At 46.7% G+C, this 19,687-nt stretch carries 18 protein-coding genes; 5 read left to right on the top strand and 13 right to left on the bottom strand.

The annotated features are described in order from the left end of the window. Positions 1 to 4 precede the first annotated feature (4 nt). Both ACOIT5_RS15755 and ACOIT5_RS15750 read left to right on the top strand, forming a co-directional pair. Complete coding sequence (locus tag ACOIT5_RS15755) at positions 5 to 514, top strand: acetyl-CoA carboxylase biotin carboxyl carrier protein subunit (protein WP_423127116.1); 510 nt, start codon at positions 5 to 7, stop codon at positions 512 to 514. A 14-nt stretch (positions 515 to 528) separates the two neighbouring features. Beyond that, a complete protein-coding gene (locus tag ACOIT5_RS15750) occupies positions 529 to 2,064 on the top strand; it encodes an acyl-CoA carboxylase subunit beta (RefSeq protein WP_423127115.1) in 1,536 nt (511 codons plus the stop codon). 90 nt (positions 2,065 to 2,154) lie between these two features. On the opposite strand, the gene hemE is transcribed toward ACOIT5_RS15750, so the two are convergent. From hemE to aroQ, 12 genes are all read right to left on the bottom strand, one after another. Continuing rightward, complete coding sequence (gene hemE / locus ACOIT5_RS15745) at positions 2,155 to 3,180, bottom strand: uroporphyrinogen decarboxylase (RefSeq protein ID WP_423127114.1); 1,026 nt, start codon at positions 3,178 to 3,180, stop codon at positions 2,155 to 2,157. 17 nt (positions 3,181 to 3,197) lie between these two features. Continuing rightward, a complete protein-coding gene (hemL, locus tag ACOIT5_RS15740; RefSeq protein WP_432205908.1) occupies positions 3,198 to 4,490 on the bottom strand; it encodes a glutamate-1-semialdehyde 2,1-aminomutase in 1,293 nt (430 codons plus the stop codon). Between the two features lie 158 nt (positions 4,491 to 4,648). Then, complete coding sequence (gene hemB, locus ACOIT5_RS15735; protein WP_423127113.1) at positions 4,649 to 5,641, bottom strand: porphobilinogen synthase; 993 nt, start codon at positions 5,639 to 5,641, stop codon at positions 4,649 to 4,651. A gap of 75 nt (positions 5,642 to 5,716) precedes the next feature. After that, complete coding sequence (locus tag ACOIT5_RS15730) at positions 5,717 to 6,481, bottom strand: uroporphyrinogen-III synthase (protein ID WP_423127112.1); 765 nt, start codon at positions 6,479 to 6,481, stop codon at positions 5,717 to 5,719. A 3-nt stretch (positions 6,482 to 6,484) separates the two neighbouring features. Further along, complete coding sequence (gene hemC, locus ACOIT5_RS15725; protein ID WP_423127111.1) at positions 6,485 to 7,417, bottom strand: hydroxymethylbilane synthase; 933 nt, start codon at positions 7,415 to 7,417, stop codon at positions 6,485 to 6,487. Positions 7,418 to 7,420: 3 nt separating this feature from the next. Further along, the gene (gene hemA / locus ACOIT5_RS15720) at positions 7,421 to 8,665 is read right to left on the bottom strand and encodes a glutamyl-tRNA reductase (RefSeq protein ID WP_423127110.1); all 1,245 of its coding nucleotides are present in this window, start codon (positions 8,663 to 8,665) and stop codon (positions 7,421 to 7,423) included. Between the two features lie 45 nt (positions 8,666 to 8,710). Further along, a complete protein-coding gene (locus ACOIT5_RS15715) occupies positions 8,711 to 9,073 on the bottom strand; it encodes a hypothetical protein (RefSeq protein ID WP_423127109.1) in 363 nt (120 codons plus the stop codon). A 291-nt stretch (positions 9,074 to 9,364) separates the two neighbouring features. Beyond that, positions 9,365 to 9,955, bottom strand: coding sequence for a class I SAM-dependent methyltransferase (locus ACOIT5_RS15710; RefSeq protein WP_423127108.1), 591 nt, complete (start codon positions 9,953 to 9,955; stop codon positions 9,365 to 9,367). A 49-nt stretch (positions 9,956 to 10,004) separates the two neighbouring features. Further along, positions 10,005 to 10,559, bottom strand: coding sequence for a 1-acyl-sn-glycerol-3-phosphate acyltransferase (locus tag ACOIT5_RS15705; RefSeq protein ID WP_423127107.1), 555 nt, complete (start codon positions 10,557 to 10,559; stop codon positions 10,005 to 10,007). Continuing rightward, on the bottom strand, positions 10,560 to 11,225 hold the full coding sequence (locus ACOIT5_RS15700) for a B3/B4 domain-containing protein (protein WP_423127106.1): 666 nt from the start codon (positions 11,223 to 11,225) through the stop codon (positions 10,560 to 10,562). A 153-nt stretch (positions 11,226 to 11,378) separates the two neighbouring features. Next, positions 11,379 to 12,800 (bottom strand): pyruvate kinase, encoded by a 1,422-nt coding sequence (pyk, locus tag ACOIT5_RS15695; RefSeq protein ID WP_423127105.1) that lies wholly within the window; start codon positions 12,798 to 12,800, stop codon positions 11,379 to 11,381. Positions 12,801 to 12,894: 94 nt separating this feature from the next. After that, positions 12,895 to 13,314, bottom strand: a complete 420-nt coding sequence (aroQ, locus tag ACOIT5_RS15690) for a type II 3-dehydroquinate dehydratase (RefSeq protein WP_423127104.1) — start codon at positions 13,312 to 13,314, stop codon at positions 12,895 to 12,897. A gap of 176 nt (positions 13,315 to 13,490) precedes the next feature. On the opposite strand from aroQ, the gene xerD reads away from it, so the two are divergent. Beyond that, positions 13,491 to 14,390 carry a site-specific tyrosine recombinase XerD gene (gene xerD, locus ACOIT5_RS15685; protein WP_423127103.1) on the top strand — a complete coding sequence of 300 codons (900 nt, stop codon included), beginning with the start codon at positions 13,491 to 13,493 and terminating at the stop codon, positions 14,388 to 14,390. A gap of 234 nt (positions 14,391 to 14,624) precedes the next feature. Further along, positions 14,625 to 16,220 (top strand): phosphoenolpyruvate carboxykinase (ATP), encoded by a 1,596-nt coding sequence (gene pckA / locus ACOIT5_RS15680; RefSeq protein ID WP_423127102.1) that lies wholly within the window; start codon positions 14,625 to 14,627, stop codon positions 16,218 to 16,220. 51 nt (positions 16,221 to 16,271) lie between these two features. Here the strand turns inward: pckA and ACOIT5_RS15675 are convergent, their stop codons facing one another. Continuing rightward, positions 16,272 to 17,138 carry a TIGR01777 family oxidoreductase gene (locus ACOIT5_RS15675; RefSeq protein ID WP_423127101.1) on the bottom strand — a complete coding sequence of 289 codons (867 nt, stop codon included), beginning with the start codon at positions 17,136 to 17,138 and terminating at the stop codon, positions 16,272 to 16,274. 125 nt (positions 17,139 to 17,263) lie between these two features. Here ACOIT5_RS15675 and ACOIT5_RS15670 point away from each other — a divergent pair, with 125 nt between their 5' ends. Continuing rightward, positions 17,264 to 19,657, top strand: a complete 2,394-nt coding sequence (locus tag ACOIT5_RS15670) for a penicillin-binding protein 1A (protein ID WP_423127100.1) — start codon at positions 17,264 to 17,266, stop codon at positions 19,655 to 19,657. Positions 19,658 to 19,687: the final 30 nt, after the last annotated feature.

The following is a 19,687-nucleotide window of genomic DNA, read 5'->3' as shown; positions in this document are numbered from 1 at the left end:
AATTATGCCGATAGAAATAAAACTGGATGATCGTATTGCCAAAGTAAAAGTGCTGAATCAAAACGAAAATCTCCTGGAAATCATGGTCGACGACAAGATCTACCATGTTGACCTGATGCACAATGATGAAGGGACTTTTTCAATCCTCGAGAACAACCGTTCGTTCAACATCTCCCTGGTGCCGTCGAACAAGCCAAAAACGTACACGGCCTACACGCTTTACAATACCTACGAACTGGAAGTGATTGACGCCGAGATGCGCTACATCCGGAGCCGCGGCGAAGGCGGTCTTTCACACAGCGACAAAAAGATTACGGCGCCCATGCCCGGAAAAATTGTCAAGGTACTGGTTGACGCAGGTCAAGCCATTATTAAAGGCCAAACGGCTGTTATCATTTCGGCTATGAAAATGGAAAGCGAATACAAAGCCTCCGTTGACGGCGTGGTTAAAAAAATAAACATCAAAGCAGGAGACACGGTTGAATCAAACCAGGTATTAATCGAAATTGAATAAAAAAACGACCAAAAATGGACTTAAAGGCAAAATTTGAGAATTTTGAAAAGATAAATAAAGCCGCCGAAAACGGTGGCGGAGCCGAACGTATTGAAAAACAACATGCTGCCGGCAAAAAAACAGCCCGCGAACGTATCCTCGACTTACTTGATCCGGGGACATTCAACGAAGTTGACAAATTAGTCACCCACCGCAGCACCGAGTTCGGCATGGATAAAACAAAAATTCCCGGCGATGGCGTTGTTTGCGGTTACGGAAAAATTAACGGTCGTCTGGTCTATGTATTTGCCCAGGATTTCACCGTTTTTGGAGGAACCATGAGCCGCGCCAATGCTGATAAAATTGTAAAAATCCAGGAAATGGCCGTCAAAATGGGCAAACCGCTGATCGGCTTAAACGACTCAGGTGGCGCCCGGATCCAGGAAGGCGTGCAAAGTCTGGCCGGATATGCCGATATCTTTTACAACAACGTGATCTCATCCGGCGTTATTCCGCAAATAAGCGTCATACTCGGGCCTTGTGCCGGAGGCGCTGTCTATTCCCCTGCCCTGACCGATTTTATTTTTATGGTGAACGGCTCAAGCCATATGTTTGTAACCGGACCCGATGTAATCAAAACCGTGACACACGAAGATGTCAGCAAAGAAGACCTTGGAGGCGCGATGACGCATGCGGGGAAAAGCGGGGTGGCCCACTTCACCGGCGACAACGAAGAACAAACACTGATGATGGTGCGGGAACTGATGAGCTTTTTGCCCCTGAACAACATGGAAGAACCGGTTGAGAAAATCCCGACCGACCCGGTAGACCGGGTAGATGAATCGATGAATGAAATTGTTCCCGTTGATCCCAACAAGCCTTACGATATGAAAGACATCATCTACAAAATTGTTGATGATGAACATTTTCTGGAAGTGCAGCCTCATTATGCAGCAAACATCATTGTCGGGTTTGCACGCTTTGGCGGAAAATCGGTTGGTATCGTAGCTAACCAACCAGCTCACCTTGCAGGTGTGTTAGACATCAATTCGTCGGCAAAAGCGGCACGTTTTGTCCGGTTTTGCGATGCCTTCAATATCCCACTGGTGACTCTGGTGGATGTTCCCGGATTTTTGCCGGGCACCCAGCAGGAGTTTGGCGGGATCATCAAACACGGCGCGAAACTGCTTTACGCTTTTGCCGAAGCTACGGTCGCAAAAATTACGGTAATTACCCGTAAAGCATATGGCGGAGCCTATGATGTGATGTCGAGCAAACACATTGGCGCCGACGTCAATTACGCATACCCGACCGCAGAGATTGCGGTTATGGGCCCCGAAGGCGCCATCAATATCCTGCACCGAAATAAATTGAACGATGAAGAAAAAACAAAAGCGGTGGAAGAATACCGCGATACCTTTGCCAACCCTTACCGGGCCGCAGCGCTGGGATATATTGATGAAATTATCTACCCGAAAGATACCCGGATAAAAATCATCAACGCGTTGGATATGACCCACAATAAACGTAAGTCCAACCTACCGCGTAAACACGGTAACATTCCGCTATAAACATTAAGTAGCTAATCCAATAAAAAATCCCGAAAGCCTGGAACTTTCGGGATTTCTTTGCGCCTGTAACCGAACCGCCACAAGCCTGCATCAGGCCCATTTTGTGCTCTTAATCCAATCAACAACAAACCGGGCATTTTCGTAAGGAATATCCGGCAGAAAACCATGCCCCAGGTTAAATATCCATTTCTCATTTTCCCCGAAAAAAGGCTTATAGGTTTCCAAAACCTGTTCGATTTCCTGCAACGTACCGTAAAGGTACCGGGGATCGAGGTTACCTTGCAGACCGATTTCAGGATGTACCAGCTGGCGGGCATGTTCCAGCGGCATTTGCCAGTCGATGCTGACAAAGTCAGCCAGATCAGGCGTTATGTATTTCAATCCGGTGCCTAATCCTTTCGGGAAAAATATGAACGGTGTTCCTGAGTCGCGAACAAGCCGTCCGATTTTTTCAACGGCAGGCATAAACAACTCCCGGTACATGTCGGCCGGAACCAGGTTGGCATGCGTTTCAAACAACTGAAAAGCATCGATGCCATGTTCAATTTGCTTTTGCGCGTAATGGGCCGAGAGTTCGGCAATCGCGTCAATCAGTTTTTTTGCTTCTTTTTTATGTTGAAAAAGAAATTTGACAGCTTCGGGAAAATTCGGATTGGAGCTGATTCCCTGCACCATGTAACACAAGGTGGTCAAGGGCGCTCCGCAGAAACCGATCAAGGGCGTATTTTCCGGCCGCTGACGAATAATCTCATCAATATTCCGGTAAATATATTCCAGTTTCTCCGGGGCCGGATTCAGATGATCTGCCGGATTGCTCAAGCCTTTCAGGGGTTTGTTAAAAACCGGCCCGTGATCTGTAAATTCGAGCTCCATTCCCATCGCATGGGGAATAACCAGGATATCAGAAAATAAAATAGCTGCATCAACCCCAAGGTCGTAAACAGGCATCAGCGTGACTTCGGCGGCCAACCCGGCATCTTCCATCAATTCGTGGAAGGTATATTTTTCTTTAAGCTTATTGTAATTGGGCAAAACCCGTCCTGCCTGGCGCATAAACCAGACCGGCGGACGATTGGTTTTTTTCCCTTTTAGTTTATCCAAGAAAATTGACTGCATTCCTGTGTTTTTAAATTTTAGAGGCTTTTCATCGCCTGTTCGCTTGCCTGAATCAGCCGGTCGATATCGGCATCGGTATGAGCGTCGGAAACAAACAGGCATTCAAACTGCGACGGGGCCATATAAATCCCGTTTTCCAATGATTTTTTGAAATAGGCCGCGTAACGGGCAGTATCCGATTTCATCGCCTGATCGAATGATTTCACCGCTTGCTCGTCAGTAAAAAACATCGTCATCATGGAGCCAATGCGGTTAATTACTCCCGGGATTCCGGCTTTTCGCAGGTTGCTGGTCAACCCGGATTCCAGCCTGGCCGCTTTACGTTCCAATTCGGTGTAAACCGAGGGGTTTTCTTTCAGTATTTTAAGCATCACCTTACCGGCAGCCATTGCCAACGGATTGCCCGACAAGGTTCCGGCCTGGTAAACCGGTCCTTCCGGCGCCAACTGATCCATAATTTCGGCTTTGCCACCGTAAGCTCCCACGGGTAAACCGCCGCCGATAATTTTCCCAAGCGTGGTGAGGTCAGGTTTTATATTGAACCGTTCCTGTGCACCTCCCGGGGCCAGACGGAAACCGGTAATCACTTCATCGAAAATTAACAGCGAACCGTATGATTTGGTCAGGTTTCGAAGCCCATGCAAAAAATCGGCTTCCGGTAAAACAACACCCATGTTCCCGGCAACCGGCTCCAGGATAACGGCGGCAATTTCATTCCCCCGCTCTACAAACAACTTCTCTACCGACGAAAGGTTATTATATTCCGCGATCAGCGTATTTTGAGCGGCAGCTTTCGTCACCCCCGGACTGTCGGGCAGTCCTAAAGTAATGGCGCCCGAACCGGCTTTGATCAGGAAACTGTCGGCATGTCCATGATAACAGCCGGCAAATTTCACCACCAGATCCCTTCCTGTAAACCCCCTGGCCAGGCGTAAAGCGCTCATGGTAGCCTCGGTGCCTGAATTCACCATGCGGACTTTCTCCACCGACGGGACCATCGCTGTAATCAGCCCGGCCATCTCGGTTTCGATGAGGGTTGGAGCGCCGTAACTGGTTCCGAGTTCGGCCGCTTTTTTAACAGCGTCAATAATCTCTTCTCGTGCATGCCCGAGAATCAGCGGCCCCCAGGATGCGACAAAATCGAGGTATTCATTCCCGTCAATGTCCCAGATTCTGGCGCCTTTTGCTTTTTGAATAAATAACGGATCGGCTTGCACGCTGCGAAAGGCGCGTACCGGCGAGTTTACCCCGCCAGGAATCAGTTGTCGTGCCCGGGCAAATGCCTCTATGCTTTTATTGTTGTTCATCATTCCAGTTTTGAGTTTTGAGTTTTGAGTTTCAAATTTCAAGTTATCCATTGTCCATGCCTAAATAACGTTGACTTGACAATCGTACATACAAAAATAACGGTGACCAAATGAAACAGGTGCGAGGCAATGTTTCGTGACTGCTCAGTCCGTTAACGGATTTATACCCGGTTTCCTTTTTTTAATTCACTCAGTACAAATTCTTTCGCATGATACGTAATAATTACATCCGCGCCGGCGCGTTTAATCGAAGTCAGAATTTCTTTGATCAAACGCTCTTCATCAATCCAGCCATTGGCTGCTGCTGCTTTTACCATCGAAAATTCGCCGCTTACGTTGTAGGCAACCACCGGTATGTTGAAACTTGTTTTTACCTGGTTGATGACATCCAGGTAGCTCAGTGCAGGTTTCACCATCACCAGATCGGCTCCTTCAATCAGGTCCTGCTCCACTTCGCGTAATGCTTCATCGCTGTTAGCCGGATCCATCTGGTAAGTGCTGCGGTCGCCGAATTTCGGGGCGCTTTCGGCCGCATCGCGGAAAGGACCGTAAAAACCGGACGCATACTTCGCCGAATAAGCCATGATGGGCGTATTTTCAAATCCGTTTTCATCCAATGCCTTCCGGATGGCGCCCACACGCCCGTCCATCATGTCGCTGGGAGCAATAATATCGGCGCCGGCTTTTGCCAGGGTAACCGATTGGGCGGCAAGCGTATGTAAGGTACTGTCGTTATGAACGTCGCCGCCGATAATGGTTCCGCAGTGCCCGTGCGTTGTATACTCGCAGTTGCATACATCGGCAACGATAACGAGTTTTGGCAGCGCTGCCCGGAGTGCGCGGATCGCCCGGGGGACAATCGCATCGTGACTGCATGCTACGTGGCCGTCCTCATCTTTTTTTTCCGGGATGCCAAACAGTAATACCTTATCCACTCCTGTTTTTTCAACCAGGTCTTTCACCTCTTCGACCAACAGATCGATGGATAACTGGTAGTTGCCGGGCATCGATTTTATCGGGTTGCTTACATTTTCTCCGGGACAAACAAAGTAAGGCATAATCAGGTCGTCCCTGTTGACTTCAGTTTCACGAACCATGTTGCGGATTGCGGCTGTTTTACGAAGTCTTCTTAAGCGTGTGATCGGATAACTCATAATATCAATATTTTGATGGTCTTTTTTTTCAGTTCAGTCCCGCTTTTCCAGGCAAAAACGGGGATAGCCAATTTATTATTTTTTGCCGGATTTACTGTAATTTTTCAAGGCTATCTCAATCGTTTTTTCTGCCAGCCCTCTGTATCCCGGAGTTGCGGCGGTTGCCAGCGGCTCCAGGTTCAGCTCCCTGATCGCGGCCGTGGTGGTCTCTCCAATGCTGATGATCCGCAGATCAGAGCTGGTTTTTTTGAGGCAGGCATGCAGGTTTTTTATAGCTGACGGGCTGGTCACAACCAGCCAATCATACCGGTCCTGTTCTATCTGTTCGAACAACTCCGGGTCGACAGTCGCGGGCATGACGGTTTGATACACATTCACCCGGTCAACCGGGTATTGACCTGAAAGGCGTTGTTGCAAGGTATCGGGGGCCAGGGTTCCCAGCGCCAGAAGCATGGTTTCACCGGGAGAGATAACTGCTGCCAGTTCGCTGACAAAATCGACTGCCGACTGACCGCTGCCAATAAAATCAGCTTTCAGCCCGAAAGCGTCCAGTTCTTTCGCCGTACCTTCACCAAGCACTGCAATCCGGTTTTCCCGGACAGGCATATATTGAGAAAAAAAAGCCGAGACTGCATTTTTGCTGGTAAACACCAGCCACTGATAGGCCGAAATAGCTTTAGGCAGTTGTACAGAAAGTGCCTTCACCTCAATCATCGGCAGATAACGAATCTCTGCACCCAAATTACTGATGATATCATAGAAGTCGTCCGGTGTTTTTTGCGGATAGGTGCAAATGATGATTTTGCCATCCAATATATTTGGTTCCTGCCGCTTATCCATGACTTACGAAACGGTTCGAATCTGATCAAGAATGGTTTTGCCTCCTTCGTCCAGTATCGCCTGCGCCAATTCAATAGCTTTTTCCGAAGCTTCTTCGATGGGACATCTAACCGATTTACAGATATAGTTTGAGCCATCAAGCGCCGAAACCAGTCCGGTTAACTTTATAGTCAACCCGTCGACCTCTGAGAAACAGGCTACCGGCACCTGGCATCCGCCCTCGAGGGTACGCAAAAGCCAGCGCTCGGCCATGGTTGTTTGCCAGGTCGTTTCATCCGAAACGGCATCGATAATCCGCTGCATATATTCGTCGTCCTCGCGGATTTCAATAGCGACTGCCCCCTGGCTCACTGCCGGCAATATCAGGTTCGGGTCGAGGAACTCCGTGATCAGCGTCTCGTAACCCAGACGGATAATCCCGGCGCCAGCCATAATCAGTGCGTCACAATCGCCATTCCTGAGTTTCTGTAGACGGGTATCTACGTTTCCCCGGATATCAACGATATTCAGGCGGGGATTCAAATGAAGTAACTGAGCCTTCCTGCGTAAACTCGACGTGGCAATCCGGTCGTTCCCGGTCATCTCTTCCAGTTTTCGTCCGTCGCGGGAGATAAAGACATCCCGAACTTCGCCACGCGGCAACATGCCTCCAATGATCAATCCTTCCGGTAATTCGGTCGGCAGATCTTTCAGACTGTGCACGGCCAGATCGACTTCGCCGTTGATCAAAGCGGTTTCAATTTCCTTGGTAAACAGCCCTTTATCGCCAATTTTCGAAAGGGAAACATCGAGAATGATGTCTCCTTTGGTTTTGATCACGACGATTTCCACATTTAACCGGGGGAAAGCGTTTGAGATGGCCATTTTCACCTGTTCTGCCTGCCAAAGGGCCAGTTTGCTCCCCCTTGTGCCTATCTTAATGGTTTTATTGCTCATGATTTATGAAGAAAAAAGATCGTTGATGATTTTCAGAAATTCTGTTTGGCGACCGTTATTGCTCATGGTTTTCAGATTTTTGATCATCAGGTTGGTCAGCTTTTCGGTAATGTGTTTTCCATATTTTTCCATGTTACGGACCTCTTCTTCTGAATGAAATTTCCGGAATACGGCCAGTTCGTCACTGTTCATCCGGCTGACGACAGAAACCATGTTCTGGATAACCGGTGACAGGTTCTGGATGCTTAACCAATCTGAAAACTCGATCACTTTCTCAGCAATAATCCCCTCGGCCACCGAAACATAGGCTTTTTTCTTCTCCATATTTCCGGCAACCACTTCTTCCAGATCATCAACATTCAGGAGTGAAACTCCTTGTATTTCGCTCACGTCCGGGTGAATATTCCGGGGAACTCCCAGGTCAATCATCATCACGTGCGGATGGCCGTTCAGGTGGGGTTTCACTTTCCCGGCGTCGAAAATTGGCTCTTTACTTGAGATGGAGCTGACAATGATTTCGGCTTCATGAATCCCGTCCATCAATCTGGAGAACGGAAGCGCTTCGCCCTGGTAGCGTGCGGCCAGCTCTTCGGCTTTAACAACCGTACGGTTGGTCACCGTAATGTTTTTACAACCTTTTTTGTACAGATTTTTAATGACAAGCTCCCCGGTTTCCCCGGCGCCGATCAACAATATTTTTTTATCCTGTAAATCACGAAACTGATCACTGCATTTTTCAACAGCCGCATAACTGACCGAAAAAGCGCCCGCGCTCATTTCGGTGTTGGTACGCACCAGCTTGCCCGTTTCCAGGGCTTTATGAAACAACCGCTTCAGCACCTTACGAACGGTTCCGTTTTCTTTCGCCTGGCTGTATGCTTCTTTAATTTGCGAAACGATCTGGTATTCGCCCAATACCATCGACTCGAGGCTGGAGACCACCCGGAAAAGATGTTTCACCGCTTCATCGTTTTGAAAACGGTAAAAATGCTTGTCCATTTCTTCTCCAACACCCGCGTATTTTCGCAGGTAACTCATGATGATGGTAAATGCACCGGTTGAACAGCATTTATCAGCTTTAAAGTATATCTCCGTACGGTTACAGGTAGACAGGATAACCAATTCCTCGATATACTGGTTGCTTACAATGCTTTTGTATAAACCGGAGCATTCATCTTTATTTAAAGCAAACTTTTCGCGAATATGTACAGGCGCCGACTTGTGGCTTAAACCAATAATTCCAATCATAATGGCTGTAAAAATAAAATTTCGGGTACTTCTCTAAACCGGGTGTTATGCCAAACAAGGTGGAGAAAGTCCGAAATAAACTGAACTGTATTCCTTAAAATACGGAATACCAACAGCATGCTGAAAATCATTGATCGTGTGCGGAAGTATCAAATGTGTTGTTTCTAAAGAGAGCGCTGATCCCAAAACGACTGACTGATCCGGCTCATCATCCTGAAAGCTGATTTGATAACAAGAGAAATGATTTGTATGGTTAATTTGTTCGGTATTGAATAGAATTTGTTTTTCCTCCGGATCCGGCGTCACTTTGGCCAATGCCTCCTTACTCGTCCCCAGTGTGAGAACAAGCATAATTCCTGTCAGAAGCAGGTAAGGTACAATTGGTCCGGCAAATCCGAGAAAAAACATAATACCAGATTTTTATGCAAATTTAATAATCTGTTATAAAAAAGACTGCTAAAAGGAAATAAAAATAATTGACACTTGTCAACTTAATCGCCTTACAGATTGAATTTTAATATAAAAACAAGCTTTATGCTTCCGTTCAACATTTTTTTCATCTCGCTTATTACAGTGAAAAACAACAGAACAAGCCGATAGTTCTTGGAAAAGCTGATTTTTTTAAAAGGAAAATTTTTCAGTTGAAACTCCTCCGTTAAAGCCCGATAAGTATTTCATTACAAAAGTTATCCGAAAAACCTACTTAACGGCTACCAGTTGTATTACCGACGCTTTCCCGTTATGATAGAGGCCTTCCCGGATATCCAGGTCAAGCTGGCTTATCGAAAGCTTGAAAAATTCGCTGAAATCAGCTTCCAGTTCTTCCCTCGAAAAAAGCATCTCAACGCTCTTGGGGCCACCGGTATCGTTATGGATTTGCTCCTTCGAGAATCCTTCAAGAATCAGCGTCCCGCCCGGTTTTAACGATGCAGCCAGTTTCCGGTGATACTCGCGGCGTTCGGCTGCGGGCATATGCGTATAGATCAGCGCGAGGCAGTCAAATTCATGGACCGGAAGCTCAATCTCGTCGTAATGATCAATCAGATAGTTAATGCTGACCTGATGAAGGACGGCCAGCTTCTCCGCTTTTTTCTTTCCCTCCGAACTACTGTCAAAAGCCAAAACCTGCCATCCCTGCCGGGCCGCATAAACAGCATTACGTCCCTCTCCTTCTCCCGGCAGCAGAATTTTTCCCGGCTTTAACCGATCCAATTCCTGTTTTAAAAAATCGTTGGGTTCGGTTCCGTAAGCGTATTCTTCTGCTGCGTATCGTTCGTTCCAGAAATTCATTTTCTTAAAGTTTACCTGTTTTTATTGTTTCTGACAGCAATTCTCCGGTTTAATCTTCCGCGGTAAACTGGTCCGGGTGCCTTCCGCTGATACCTTTCGCCCGGTAATAGGCTTTCATCCGGCGGATATCTTCCTGCGGATCATCCGTCAGTTCAAGGGTGTCAATCCAGCCAATTTCTTTCTTCCCAAAATCGAAAAAACCGAGGTAAACAACAGCTCCGGTGGCTTTGGCGATGGTATGAAAACCGGCCTTCCATTTTTTATTCAGTTCTCTGGTTCCTTCGGGCGTAATGGCCAAATGCATCGTTTCCCGTTTGTTCATTTCTTCGATGATCTGCTTGACCACCGAAACGCCTTTACTTCGGTCGATCGGGAGAGCTCCCATCTTTTTCAGAAAATAGCCAAGGGGCCAAAAGAAAAATTCTTTTTTAATGACAATATTCGCGACTCCTCCCTGCGAGGTATAATATAAATAAGAGATCACAAAATCCCAAGCGCTGGTATGAGGCACGCCAATTATGATTGCTTTTTTATGAGGCATGACTCCGTTTACCGGTTTCCAGCCCAACAGGCGCAACAGTACGCTACAAACAGATTTCAACATTCAAACTGTAATTTGATAAGTTTCGAACCGGGATGCTGAGGCAAATTCGGTCAGCAAACGTACAGCCATCTGGCTGGCATCGTGCAGCTGATAACCACCGTTGTATGAGATAATCACCATCAGAAAACGCCGGGTATCTTCCCGAACACCGGTTCGTTCGGAATCAGAAGTGGGAGTACCGAAAGCGCCTCTCCGGTCTCTGAAGACCGGCATGCCTTCGATATTCAGTTCGCCGCGCCCCAGACCTTCGTACCATTCGTCCTTTTTACCGACCCCCATCTCCACCTTGCCATCAATCCGGTCAGCATCGTAACCTCCAATCGAAAAGCCTGAACTAATCGACACCAGGTTCAGCAGGTCGACCACATTGTTGATCCGGTAAAGGCCTTTGCCGCTGACCACCCGCCTCAGCAAGGCTTCGGCCGAGAGCCTGTAACGGGCCGGGTCTTTTCCGCAAAGCTTGTAGGCTTCTCGCGACGATGCAATAGCCGGAATATGACGGATATCTTCGGTATCGTACCGTTGGGCAATCCGGCCGCAGGTGTCTTCAATCAACTGCCACAGCTCAGCATTAGACGGCCCCACCTGCACATCACATTCAATACACGATAAAAAAACATCCGGGCAGCGCTCGCCCAAATCTTGTCCAATGGAAATATTTTTCATCCGGATTACTGAATTGTTTGGGCAAATTTAAAAAACAATCCCAGTTCAACTAACGAAAGAATCAAAATGTGATGCCCTTTACTCCAATAATAGAAAAAGACTGTCGCGGAAACAAACCAGGACAGTCTCTTTTTCAAACAGCGTTTGAGATTCTTAATCGTTATCCTTGTGGGTAAGTTTATCAACCGTTGAGATTTCCATGAAAGAAGATCCTCCTCCAATACCAAAACTACCACCAATATAAACAACCATATCTTCGGGTTGTAATTTTCCGTCATCCAGTAAGGATTTCAGAGATGTACGGATCATTTTGTATTTGTTGCGTTTGGGCTCAATCACACTAGTACGCACCCCGTACGACAACGACAGGTGACGGGCCACCGTAGCATCGTAACACTGGGCATATACCGGGTTATCGCCCCTGAAAGCTGCCAGGTAACGGGCAGTTCTTCCGGTAAGCGTATTGGTGACAATCGCCGTTGTTTTCAACTCCTTCGACGCCTGGATAGCAGCCTCGGCCAGATACGCAACCACTTCATTTTCGACCGAAGGGATGGTGATGTCGTTCCGCTTATCTTTGCTCAGCTCAATCTCCTGGGCAATACGGCTCATATATTTAACCGCTTGTTCGGGATAGTTTCCGTAAGCTGTTTCGCCGCTCAGCATGATGGCATCGGCCCGGGAATAGATGGCATTTGCCACATCGCTGACTTCTGCACGCGTCGGGCGGGGATTGTCAATCATGCTGTGCATCATTTGTGTGGCAACAATCACCGGCTTTTTGCGCTGAACTGCTTTTTTGATTAACAGGCGCTGGATACCCGGAATTTTTTCTGCCGGAATTTCAATCCCCAGGTCGCCGCGGGCAACCATAATCCCGTAGGCATAATCCAGAATTTCGTCGATATGATTAACCCCATCCAGGTTTTCGATTTTGGCGATGATTTTGATCGGACTGTTGAACCTGTCGAGGATTTCCTGCACCTTTAAAACATCTTCTTTATTCCGAACGAATGAATGAGCAATGAAATCGACCTTATTTTTCGCAGCAAACTCGATAAATTCTTCGTCCTTTTTCGAAACGGAGGGAAGTTGGACACTAAAACCGGGAGTATTTACACTCTTCTTATTTTTAATTGTTCCCGAATTTTCAACTTTGCATAGGACATAGTCCTGTTTTTTTTCAACAACGCTTAGTTCAATTTCTCCGTCATCAATTAAGATTCTTCCGTCGCCCGGAATTTCTTCGTGGAACTTCGGATACGACACCATCAAAGTCGCCCGGTCTTCAGCACTTTCTCTCAAAACCCCGGACACCTCCACCAACTGACCATAGGCAACCTTGATCGGGTTTGCCAACTCAGTTGTCCTTATCTCGGGTCCTTTTGTATCCACCAGAATGCCAATCGAATCAGACACCGATCTGATGTTGTTGAGCACCTTAAGCGCGCTCTCACTGGTAATATGCGCGGTGTTCATCCTGGCAACATTCATTCCTGCTTTGAACAACGACTCTACAAACTCAGGTTCACACCTCAGGTCTGAGATCGTAGCAACAATTTTCGTATGTTTCATTTCTAACTAAATAAAATTATGGGGCCACGAAAATAGATATTTTTCTTTACGACGAGAAAAACTTTGTTTTTGATACGGATAAAATAGCTAAACGTTAATCTTTCATGAAACTTTCTATCCCCAGACGATACGAATCCAGGCCAAATCCCATAATACTGCCACGGCACACGGGGCCAATGATTGACTCGTGACGAAAATTTTCGCGGGTGAGAATGTTGGAAATATGAACTTCGACAACCGGCGTGGTGATGCCCGAAATTGCATCCCTGATGGCAACGGAGGTGTGGGTGTAAGCGCCCGCGTTTATGACAACTCCGTCGTAGTGAAAACCAACCTCGTGAATTTTATTTATGATCTCTCCTTCGACATTCGACTGAAAATACTCCATATAAACAGACGGATATTTGTTTTTTAATGTTATAAAATATGTTTCAAAGGCTTGATCACCATAAATATTTTTTTCTCTTTTGCCTAATAAGTTCAAATTTGGGCCATTTATTAACAGTATTTTCATTTTTATTTTATTTTTTAAAAAATAACTAGTAACTTTAACAACGCTCCTACGTATTGAAAATTATGTAATCTTGGGGAGAAACTTAATCTCAATACGTTTCGGAGTTATTGAGTGGAAACAAAAAGAACCAAAATTATTTAAATTGTTTTTAGAAAAAAATTTAATTGTTTTTAATTATGAAATGGGAAGATAGCAAAAAAGGGTTCGAAACTTTTCTGAGACTTGAAAAATCATTATCTCAGAATTCAATTGCAGCGTACATCAATGACATCAACAAACTGATGGCATTTTTAGACGAGAGTTTTAAACGGCTAACGCCAGAGAAGGTCAGGTTAAACCACCTGAGAAGTTTTATCGAGTATATCAATGATCGTGGAGTATCGCCGCGAACACAGGCTCGTACCATCTCCGGGATTAAATCGTTCTTCAAGTACCTGCTTATGGAGGGAAAAATCAACAGCGATCCGACAACGCTGCTGGAATCTCCGAAAATCGGGCGAAAATTGCCTGATGTGCTGACCATGGAGGAAATTGATTTAATTATCGACGGCGTTGACCTGACCAAATCGGAAGGCCAGCGAAACAAAGCGATGCTTGAAACACTTTACAGCTGCGGCCTGCGTGTTTCAGAGCTGGTTAACCTGAAAGTAACCAACCTCTTCTTCGATCAGGGTTTCATTAAAATTGAGGGAAAATCTGAAAAAGAAAGATTAGTCCCGGTTAGTTCAAAAGCGATTGAAGAAATTACCAAGTACCTGCAGGGTTACCGCAAAACATTAAGGATCAGCCCGGAAAGTGAAAATGTACTTTTTCTGAATCGCAGAGGGAAGAAATTAAGCCGGGTGATGATTTTCACGATCATCAAAAACCTGGCAGAAAAAGTTGGTCTGAACAAAAAGATCAGCCCGCACACCTTCCGGCATTCATTTGCAACGCATCTGATCTCGGGAGGCGCCGACCTGCGTGCTGTACAGGAAATGCTTGGGCATGAATCAATCCTGACAACCGAAATTTACACCCATTTGGACAGGGATTATTTGAAGAATACGTTGACTCATTTTCACCCGCGTTCATAAGGGTTACCGGTAATTTTGATAATAATTTCTTAACATTAAAAAATTAAAGTATTATTTATACATTCTACTGTAAGACAGCGTGTTAAATAACACGCTGTCTTTTTTTTGTGTCGTATTTTTACGGATAAGACCAATTTAAAAATGGTCGTCCCCCCCGGTCTTGAAAAAAAATTATTTTTGTGAGTCGAGAAAAAAATGGTTTTGTTGGAATTATTAATTTTTTAATTGTTGACTATGAAAAATCTAGATTTATCCAGGTATGGAATTACCGGAAACATAGAAATCGTTCACAATCCGTCTTACGAAGAACTCTTTCAGGCCGAAATCGATCCGGCCAACGAAGGTTTTGAAAAAGGCGTATTAACCAATACCGGTGCGGTTGCTGTTGATACCGGCATTTTTACCGGTCGTTCACCTAAGGACAAATTTATTGTATTGGATGATACCACAAGAGATACCATGTGGTGGGATGGAACGATCAACCGCCCGACTTCCCCGGAAGTTTTCGATGCGTGTAAAAACCTGGTGACAAAACAATTGTCAGGCGCAAAAAAATTATACGTGGTCGACACGTTCTGCGGAACAAACGAAGATACCCGGATGAAAGTACGTTTCATTATGGAAGTGGCCTGGCAGGCTCACTTTGTAACCAACATGTTCATCCGTCCTTCACACTATGAACTGGATAACTATGGCGAACCCGATTTCGTTTGTTTGAACGGATCAAAAACAACCAACCCAAACTGGAAAGAACAGGGCCTTCATTCTGAAAACTTTACCCTTTTCGATCTGACCCGCAGGATGCAGGTGATTGGCGGTACCTGGTACGGCGGCGAGATGAAAAAAGGTATTTTCGCCTTGATGAACTACTACCTGCCGTTGAAAGGGATCGCTTCGATGCACTGCTCAGCCAACGTGGGAACCGATGGCGATGTCGCTATTTTCTTCGGTCTGTCGGGAACCGGAAAAACAACCTTGTCGGCCGACCCAAAACGTTACCTGATTGGTGATGACGAACACGGCTGGGACAACCACGGCGTTTTCAACTACGAAGGTGGTTGCTATGCAAAAGTAATCGACCTGAGCAAGGAAAACGAGCCGGATATCTGGCGCGCCATTAAACGCGATGCCCTATTGGAAAATGTTACGGTAAAAGAAGACGGAACTCCCGATTTCTCAAAAGAAGCTTCAAAAACAGAGAACACCCGCGTTTCTTATCCGATTCATCACATCAGCAAGATTGTTCTTCCTTCACGTGCAGGCCACGCGAGCAAAATTATTTACCTGAGTGCCGATGCCTTCGGCGTATTGCCTCCGGTTTCTATCCTGGATGATCAATCAGCTCAATACCACTTCCTTTGTGGCTACACATCAAAACTGGCCGGAACGGAACGCGGGATCACTGAACCTCAAATGTCGTTCTCTCCCGCATTTGGCGAAGCGTTCCTGACGTTGCACCCAACCATGTACGCAAAAACACTGGTTGCCAAAATGCAACAACACGGCGCTAAAGCTTACCTGGTAAATACCGGCTGGAACGGAACAGGCAAACGGATGTCGTTAAAAGACACCCGGGCTATTATTGATGCCATCATCGACGGATCAATTCTGGAAGCTGAAACGAAACACATTCCGGTGTTGAACCTGACTGTTCCTGTTGCATTGAAAAACGTTTCAGAAGGAATTCTGGATCCGCGTGATACCTATCCAACAGAAGCCGACTGGACCGTTAAAGCAAAACAACTGGCTGCCAAATACATCGCGAACTTCGAACAGTATTGCGATAACGAAGCGGCTATTGCACTGAAAGCTGCCGGCCCTCAATTGTAATTTTACAACAGCTACATAGTAAAAACCCTGCTTCCGGCGGGGTTTTTCATTTCAACCCTCTCCCACGATTTCCTGTAAGCTTTCAGCCAGTGTGGGATACCGAAACGTGAACCCCTGTCTGAGTAAGCGGTCGGGGACAACGAACGGACTTTCCAGCATGAGTTGAGCCGCACTTCCGTACGCCAGCTTCAACAGGAATGCCGGTACCCGAAAAAATACCGGTTTCCGGAGCCTTTCAGCCAGCAAGTTGGTTAAGGTTTCGTTTGTCGCCTGCTCCGGAGCCGTTAAGTTATACACGCCCGTAAATGCGCTGTCCGCTATACTTTGAGAAAAAGCAGTAATCAAATCATCAATATGAATAAAGGGGAACGCCTGTTTTCCGTGACCAATCTTTCCGCCAAAGCCGGCTTTAAAAACGGGCAATAAATTCTGAATGGTTTGCGAATTTTTTCCCAGCACCACGCCTGTTCTGAATATCACCCTGCGAACACCGCCATCGAGCGTATCGGTTGCCGACTCCCAATCCTTCACCAATTCACCAATAAAGCCGGCATCAAAGTCAGAGCTGTTTTCGTCGTGACTTCCTGAAGGAGAGTAAATGCCGGTTGCCGACATTGAAACAAATACCTTCGGCTTCTTTCCGCCGGGCAGCAGGTTAACGGCCTGGGTCAGTTTTGCCGTTGTCACCACCCGGCTGTTGTAAATAACCGATTTATTGAGCTTGGTCCAGCGTTTCAGGATTGGTGCGCCGCTCAGGTTAATCAAGCCCTCACAGCCGGCCAATTCGGCTGCAAACGCTTCAGCATTGCCGTAAATGAGCAAACGGGTGAGCGGCTTCATCTCATGGCCCTGTTTCTCCAATTGTGTTACCAGCTTTTGCCCGATGTAACCATGTGATCCGGTAATTGCAATCTTCATAAATCGAAATGCCTTTTTAAATGTATATAGACAATTAATTTTTTCAAAAGTTTTTAACCCTTCAAAAATTGGAAGGAGATTTTTAACATTTAATTCCTTAGTTTTGGGTGAAAATTTAGAGTACGATGCCGCAAAAGAAAACTCCGGTAAAAAAGGCAACAACCAAATCCAATACGAAACCGAAAAGAAAACGCCAATCGAAAGAATCTTATTCTGCATCCAAACGGGTCGGTTGGCTGGTATTAAAGGTGATGGCTGCAGGTATTATTTTATTTGCCTTGTTTTTTACAGCTGTTTACCTGGGGTTCCTGGGTGTGGTGCCAACTGCAGCACAATTACAGAACATTAAAAACCCGCAGGCCTCGGAGGTATACTCCGAAGAAGGAAAGCTTCTGGGCCGTTATTATACCGAAAACAGGAGCAATGTCACCTTTGACGAGATTTCGCCCAACATTATCCAGGCTCTGATTGCCACCGAAGATGCGCGCTTTTACGAACACCGGGGAATTGACGAGATCGCCCTGTTCAGGGTTTTTATAAAAACCCTGATGCTGCAGGAAAAAAGCGCCGGCGGCGGGAGCACCATCAGTCAGCAGATTGCCAAAAACCTGTTTCCCCGGAATAACCTCTGGGTATTTTCGATGCCTGTCAATAAACTGCGCGAAGCCATCATCGCCTATCGTCTGGAACGGATTTACACCAAAGATGAAATTCTTACGCTCTACCTGAATACGGTCCCGTTTGGCGAAAATATTTTTGGAATCGAGGTGGCCGCTGAACGCTTCTTCAGTAAAAAACCGAAAAACCTGACGGTTGACGAAGCCGCGGTTTTGGTGGGTATGCTAAAAGCAAACAACGCCTATAACCCGCGCGTCCATCCTGAACGATCGACGGAGCGCCGGAATGTGGTGATCGGGCAGATGGTGAAAAACGATTTTTTAACCGAGGAAGAAGGCCGGATCTTCCGGGAAAAGCCGCTTAAATTACGCTACCGCCGTATTTCCTACAATGAAGGGCCTGCGCCGTATTTTCTGGAAATGTTAAGGCCCGAGCTGATCGCCTGGTGCAAAAATAACCTCAACGAGAAAGGCGAACCGTATAACCTGTACACCGACGGCTTACGAATTGAAACAACCGTCAATTACGATTATCAGTATTTTGCCCAGCAATCGGTCGTCGAGTATATGAATAACCTGCAGGGAGTTTTCGATAATCACTGGAAAAACACAGATCCGTGGGCAAAAGACCCCGCCATCCTGCAACGCGCCATCCGCCAAACCGAACGCTACAAGCACATGCGGGCCTCGGGCAAAAGCGAAGATGAAATAAAAGAAGCCTTCGATAAAAAGATTGAGACCACCCTGTTTACCTGGGAAGGCGACAAACATCTTCAGCTTAGCCCGCTCGATTCGCTGAAACATTACCTGAAAATGCTGAATGCCGGCTTTATCGCGATCAATCCGGCCAACGGACAAGTAAAAGCCTGGGTTGGGGGAATTGATTACCGGTATTTCAAATACGACCATGTAACCGCTGCCCGCCAGGTAGGTTCGTCTTTTAAGCCCTTTGTGTACCTGGCTGCCCTCGAACAGGGATTAAGTCCGTACAGCTATTACGCCAACGAACGGAAAATTTACGAAGATTACCAGGATTGGTCGCCGCGAAACTCGCATGAAGACTATGAAGGATATTACAGTATGCGGGAAGCCCTGGCCCGGTCAATCAACACCGTGGCAGTGGATGTGTTGATGCAAACCGGTATTGACAAAGTGATCGAGACTTCGCATGAACTGGGAATCAGCCGCGAACTTCCCAGGTTCCCCTCACTGGCGCTGGGCGTGGCGTCCATCAGCCTGAAAGAAATGGTTTCGGCCTACGGGACCGTTTTAAATGAAGGGATTTATTATCCGCCCAACTACTTGGTATCCATTAAAGACAAACAGGGAAAAGTATTGGCCGGGTTTGAACCCCCGTTGCCCCGGTATACCGCTTTGAATGAAGAAAACTGCCGGATCCTGGTGCATATGATGCAATCGGTGATTGACGGCGGCACCGGTTCGGCTATTCGTTCTGTTTACCGGGTTCCGGGCGAATTTGCTGGAAAAACAGGAACAACCCAGGACCATGCCGACGGTTGGTTTATCGGGATGAACCCAAGGCTGGTAACCGGCTGCTGGGTAGGCGCCGCCGATCCCGGAATTCACTTCAGAACAATCACTTACGGACAGGGAGCTTATATGGCTTTACCCATTGTCGGAAAATTTTACAGTAAAATGTACAGCGATCAACGATACCGTAATCAGCAGTTCGCGTCGTTCCGCCAGCCCGCTCCTGAAATTCTGGCGGCCCTGGACATCCCCGGTTACCGCGACGAACCGGAAAAAGAAGATATCGGCAAGCTGATTGAACAGATTTTTGCCCGGGGAAAGAACCGGCCGGAAACGCAACCCGGCTCCCGGGAACCGGAAACAAAAAAAATCTGGGAAACATTTAAAGATATCTTCAAAAAGAAAAAATAGATCCGTAACTTATTCACCCGATGTATCCGT

The sequence above is a fragment of the Gaoshiqia hydrogeniformans genome, from assembly GCF_049347105.1.
GTDB lineage: Bacteria > Bacteroidota > Bacteroidia > Bacteroidales > Prolixibacteraceae > Gaoshiqia > Gaoshiqia hydrogeniformans.
Note: the sequence above shows the minus strand (reverse complement) of the source record. Positions and strands in the feature narration are given on the sequence as shown.

Excerpts from the sequence above, each read along its gene's own strand:
- ACOIT5_RS15750 (WP_423127115.1), top strand. The coding sequence starts at position 529 with ATGGACTTAAAGGCAAAATTTGAGAATTTTGAAAAGATAAATAAAGCC.
- ACOIT5_RS15755 (WP_423127116.1), top strand. The coding sequence starts at position 5 with ATGCCGATAGAAATAAAACTGGATGATCGTATTGCCAAAGTAAAAGTG.
- ACOIT5_RS15700 (WP_423127106.1), bottom strand. The coding sequence starts at position 11,225 with ATGAAAAATATTTCCATTGGACAAGATTTGGGCGAGCGCTGCCCGGAT.
- hemB (WP_423127113.1), bottom strand. The coding sequence starts at position 5,641 with ATGAGTTATCCGATCACACGCTTAAGAAGACTTCGTAAAACAGCCGCA.
- ACOIT5_RS15715 (WP_423127109.1), bottom strand. The coding sequence starts at position 9,073 with ATGTTTTTTCTCGGATTTGCCGGACCAATTGTACCTTACCTGCTTCTG.
- ACOIT5_RS15710 (WP_423127108.1), bottom strand. The coding sequence starts at position 9,955 with ATGAATTTCTGGAACGAACGATACGCAGCAGAAGAATACGCTTACGGA.
- hemA (WP_423127110.1), bottom strand. The coding sequence starts at position 8,665 with ATGATTGGAATTATTGGTTTAAGCCACAAGTCGGCGCCTGTACATATT.
- hemC (WP_423127111.1), bottom strand. The coding sequence starts at position 7,417 with ATGAGCAATAAAACCATTAAGATAGGCACAAGGGGGAGCAAACTGGCC.
- ACOIT5_RS15670 (WP_423127100.1), top strand. The coding sequence starts at position 17,264 with ATGCCGCAAAAGAAAACTCCGGTAAAAAAGGCAACAACCAAATCCAAT.
- hemE (WP_423127114.1), bottom strand. The coding sequence starts at position 3,180 with ATGCAGTCAATTTTCTTGGATAAACTAAAAGGGAAAAAAACCAATCGT.
- ACOIT5_RS15730 (WP_423127112.1), bottom strand. The coding sequence starts at position 6,481 with ATGGATAAGCGGCAGGAACCAAATATATTGGATGGCAAAATCATCATT.
- aroQ (WP_423127104.1), bottom strand. The coding sequence starts at position 13,314 with ATGAAAATACTGTTAATAAATGGCCCAAATTTGAACTTATTAGGCAAA.
- ACOIT5_RS15675 (WP_423127101.1), bottom strand. The coding sequence starts at position 17,138 with ATGAAGATTGCAATTACCGGATCACATGGTTACATCGGGCAAAAGCTG.
- ACOIT5_RS15705 (WP_423127107.1), bottom strand. The coding sequence starts at position 10,559 with ATGTTGAAATCTGTTTGTAGCGTACTGTTGCGCCTGTTGGGCTGGAAA.
- xerD (WP_423127103.1), top strand. The coding sequence starts at position 13,491 with ATGAAATGGGAAGATAGCAAAAAAGGGTTCGAAACTTTTCTGAGACTT.
- pckA (WP_423127102.1), top strand. The coding sequence starts at position 14,625 with ATGAAAAATCTAGATTTATCCAGGTATGGAATTACCGGAAACATAGAA.
- pyk (WP_423127105.1), bottom strand. The coding sequence starts at position 12,800 with ATGAAACATACGAAAATTGTTGCTACGATCTCAGACCTGAGGTGTGAA.
- hemL (WP_432205908.1), bottom strand. The coding sequence starts at position 4,490 with ATGATGAACAACAATAAAAGCATAGAGGCATTTGCCCGGGCACGACAA.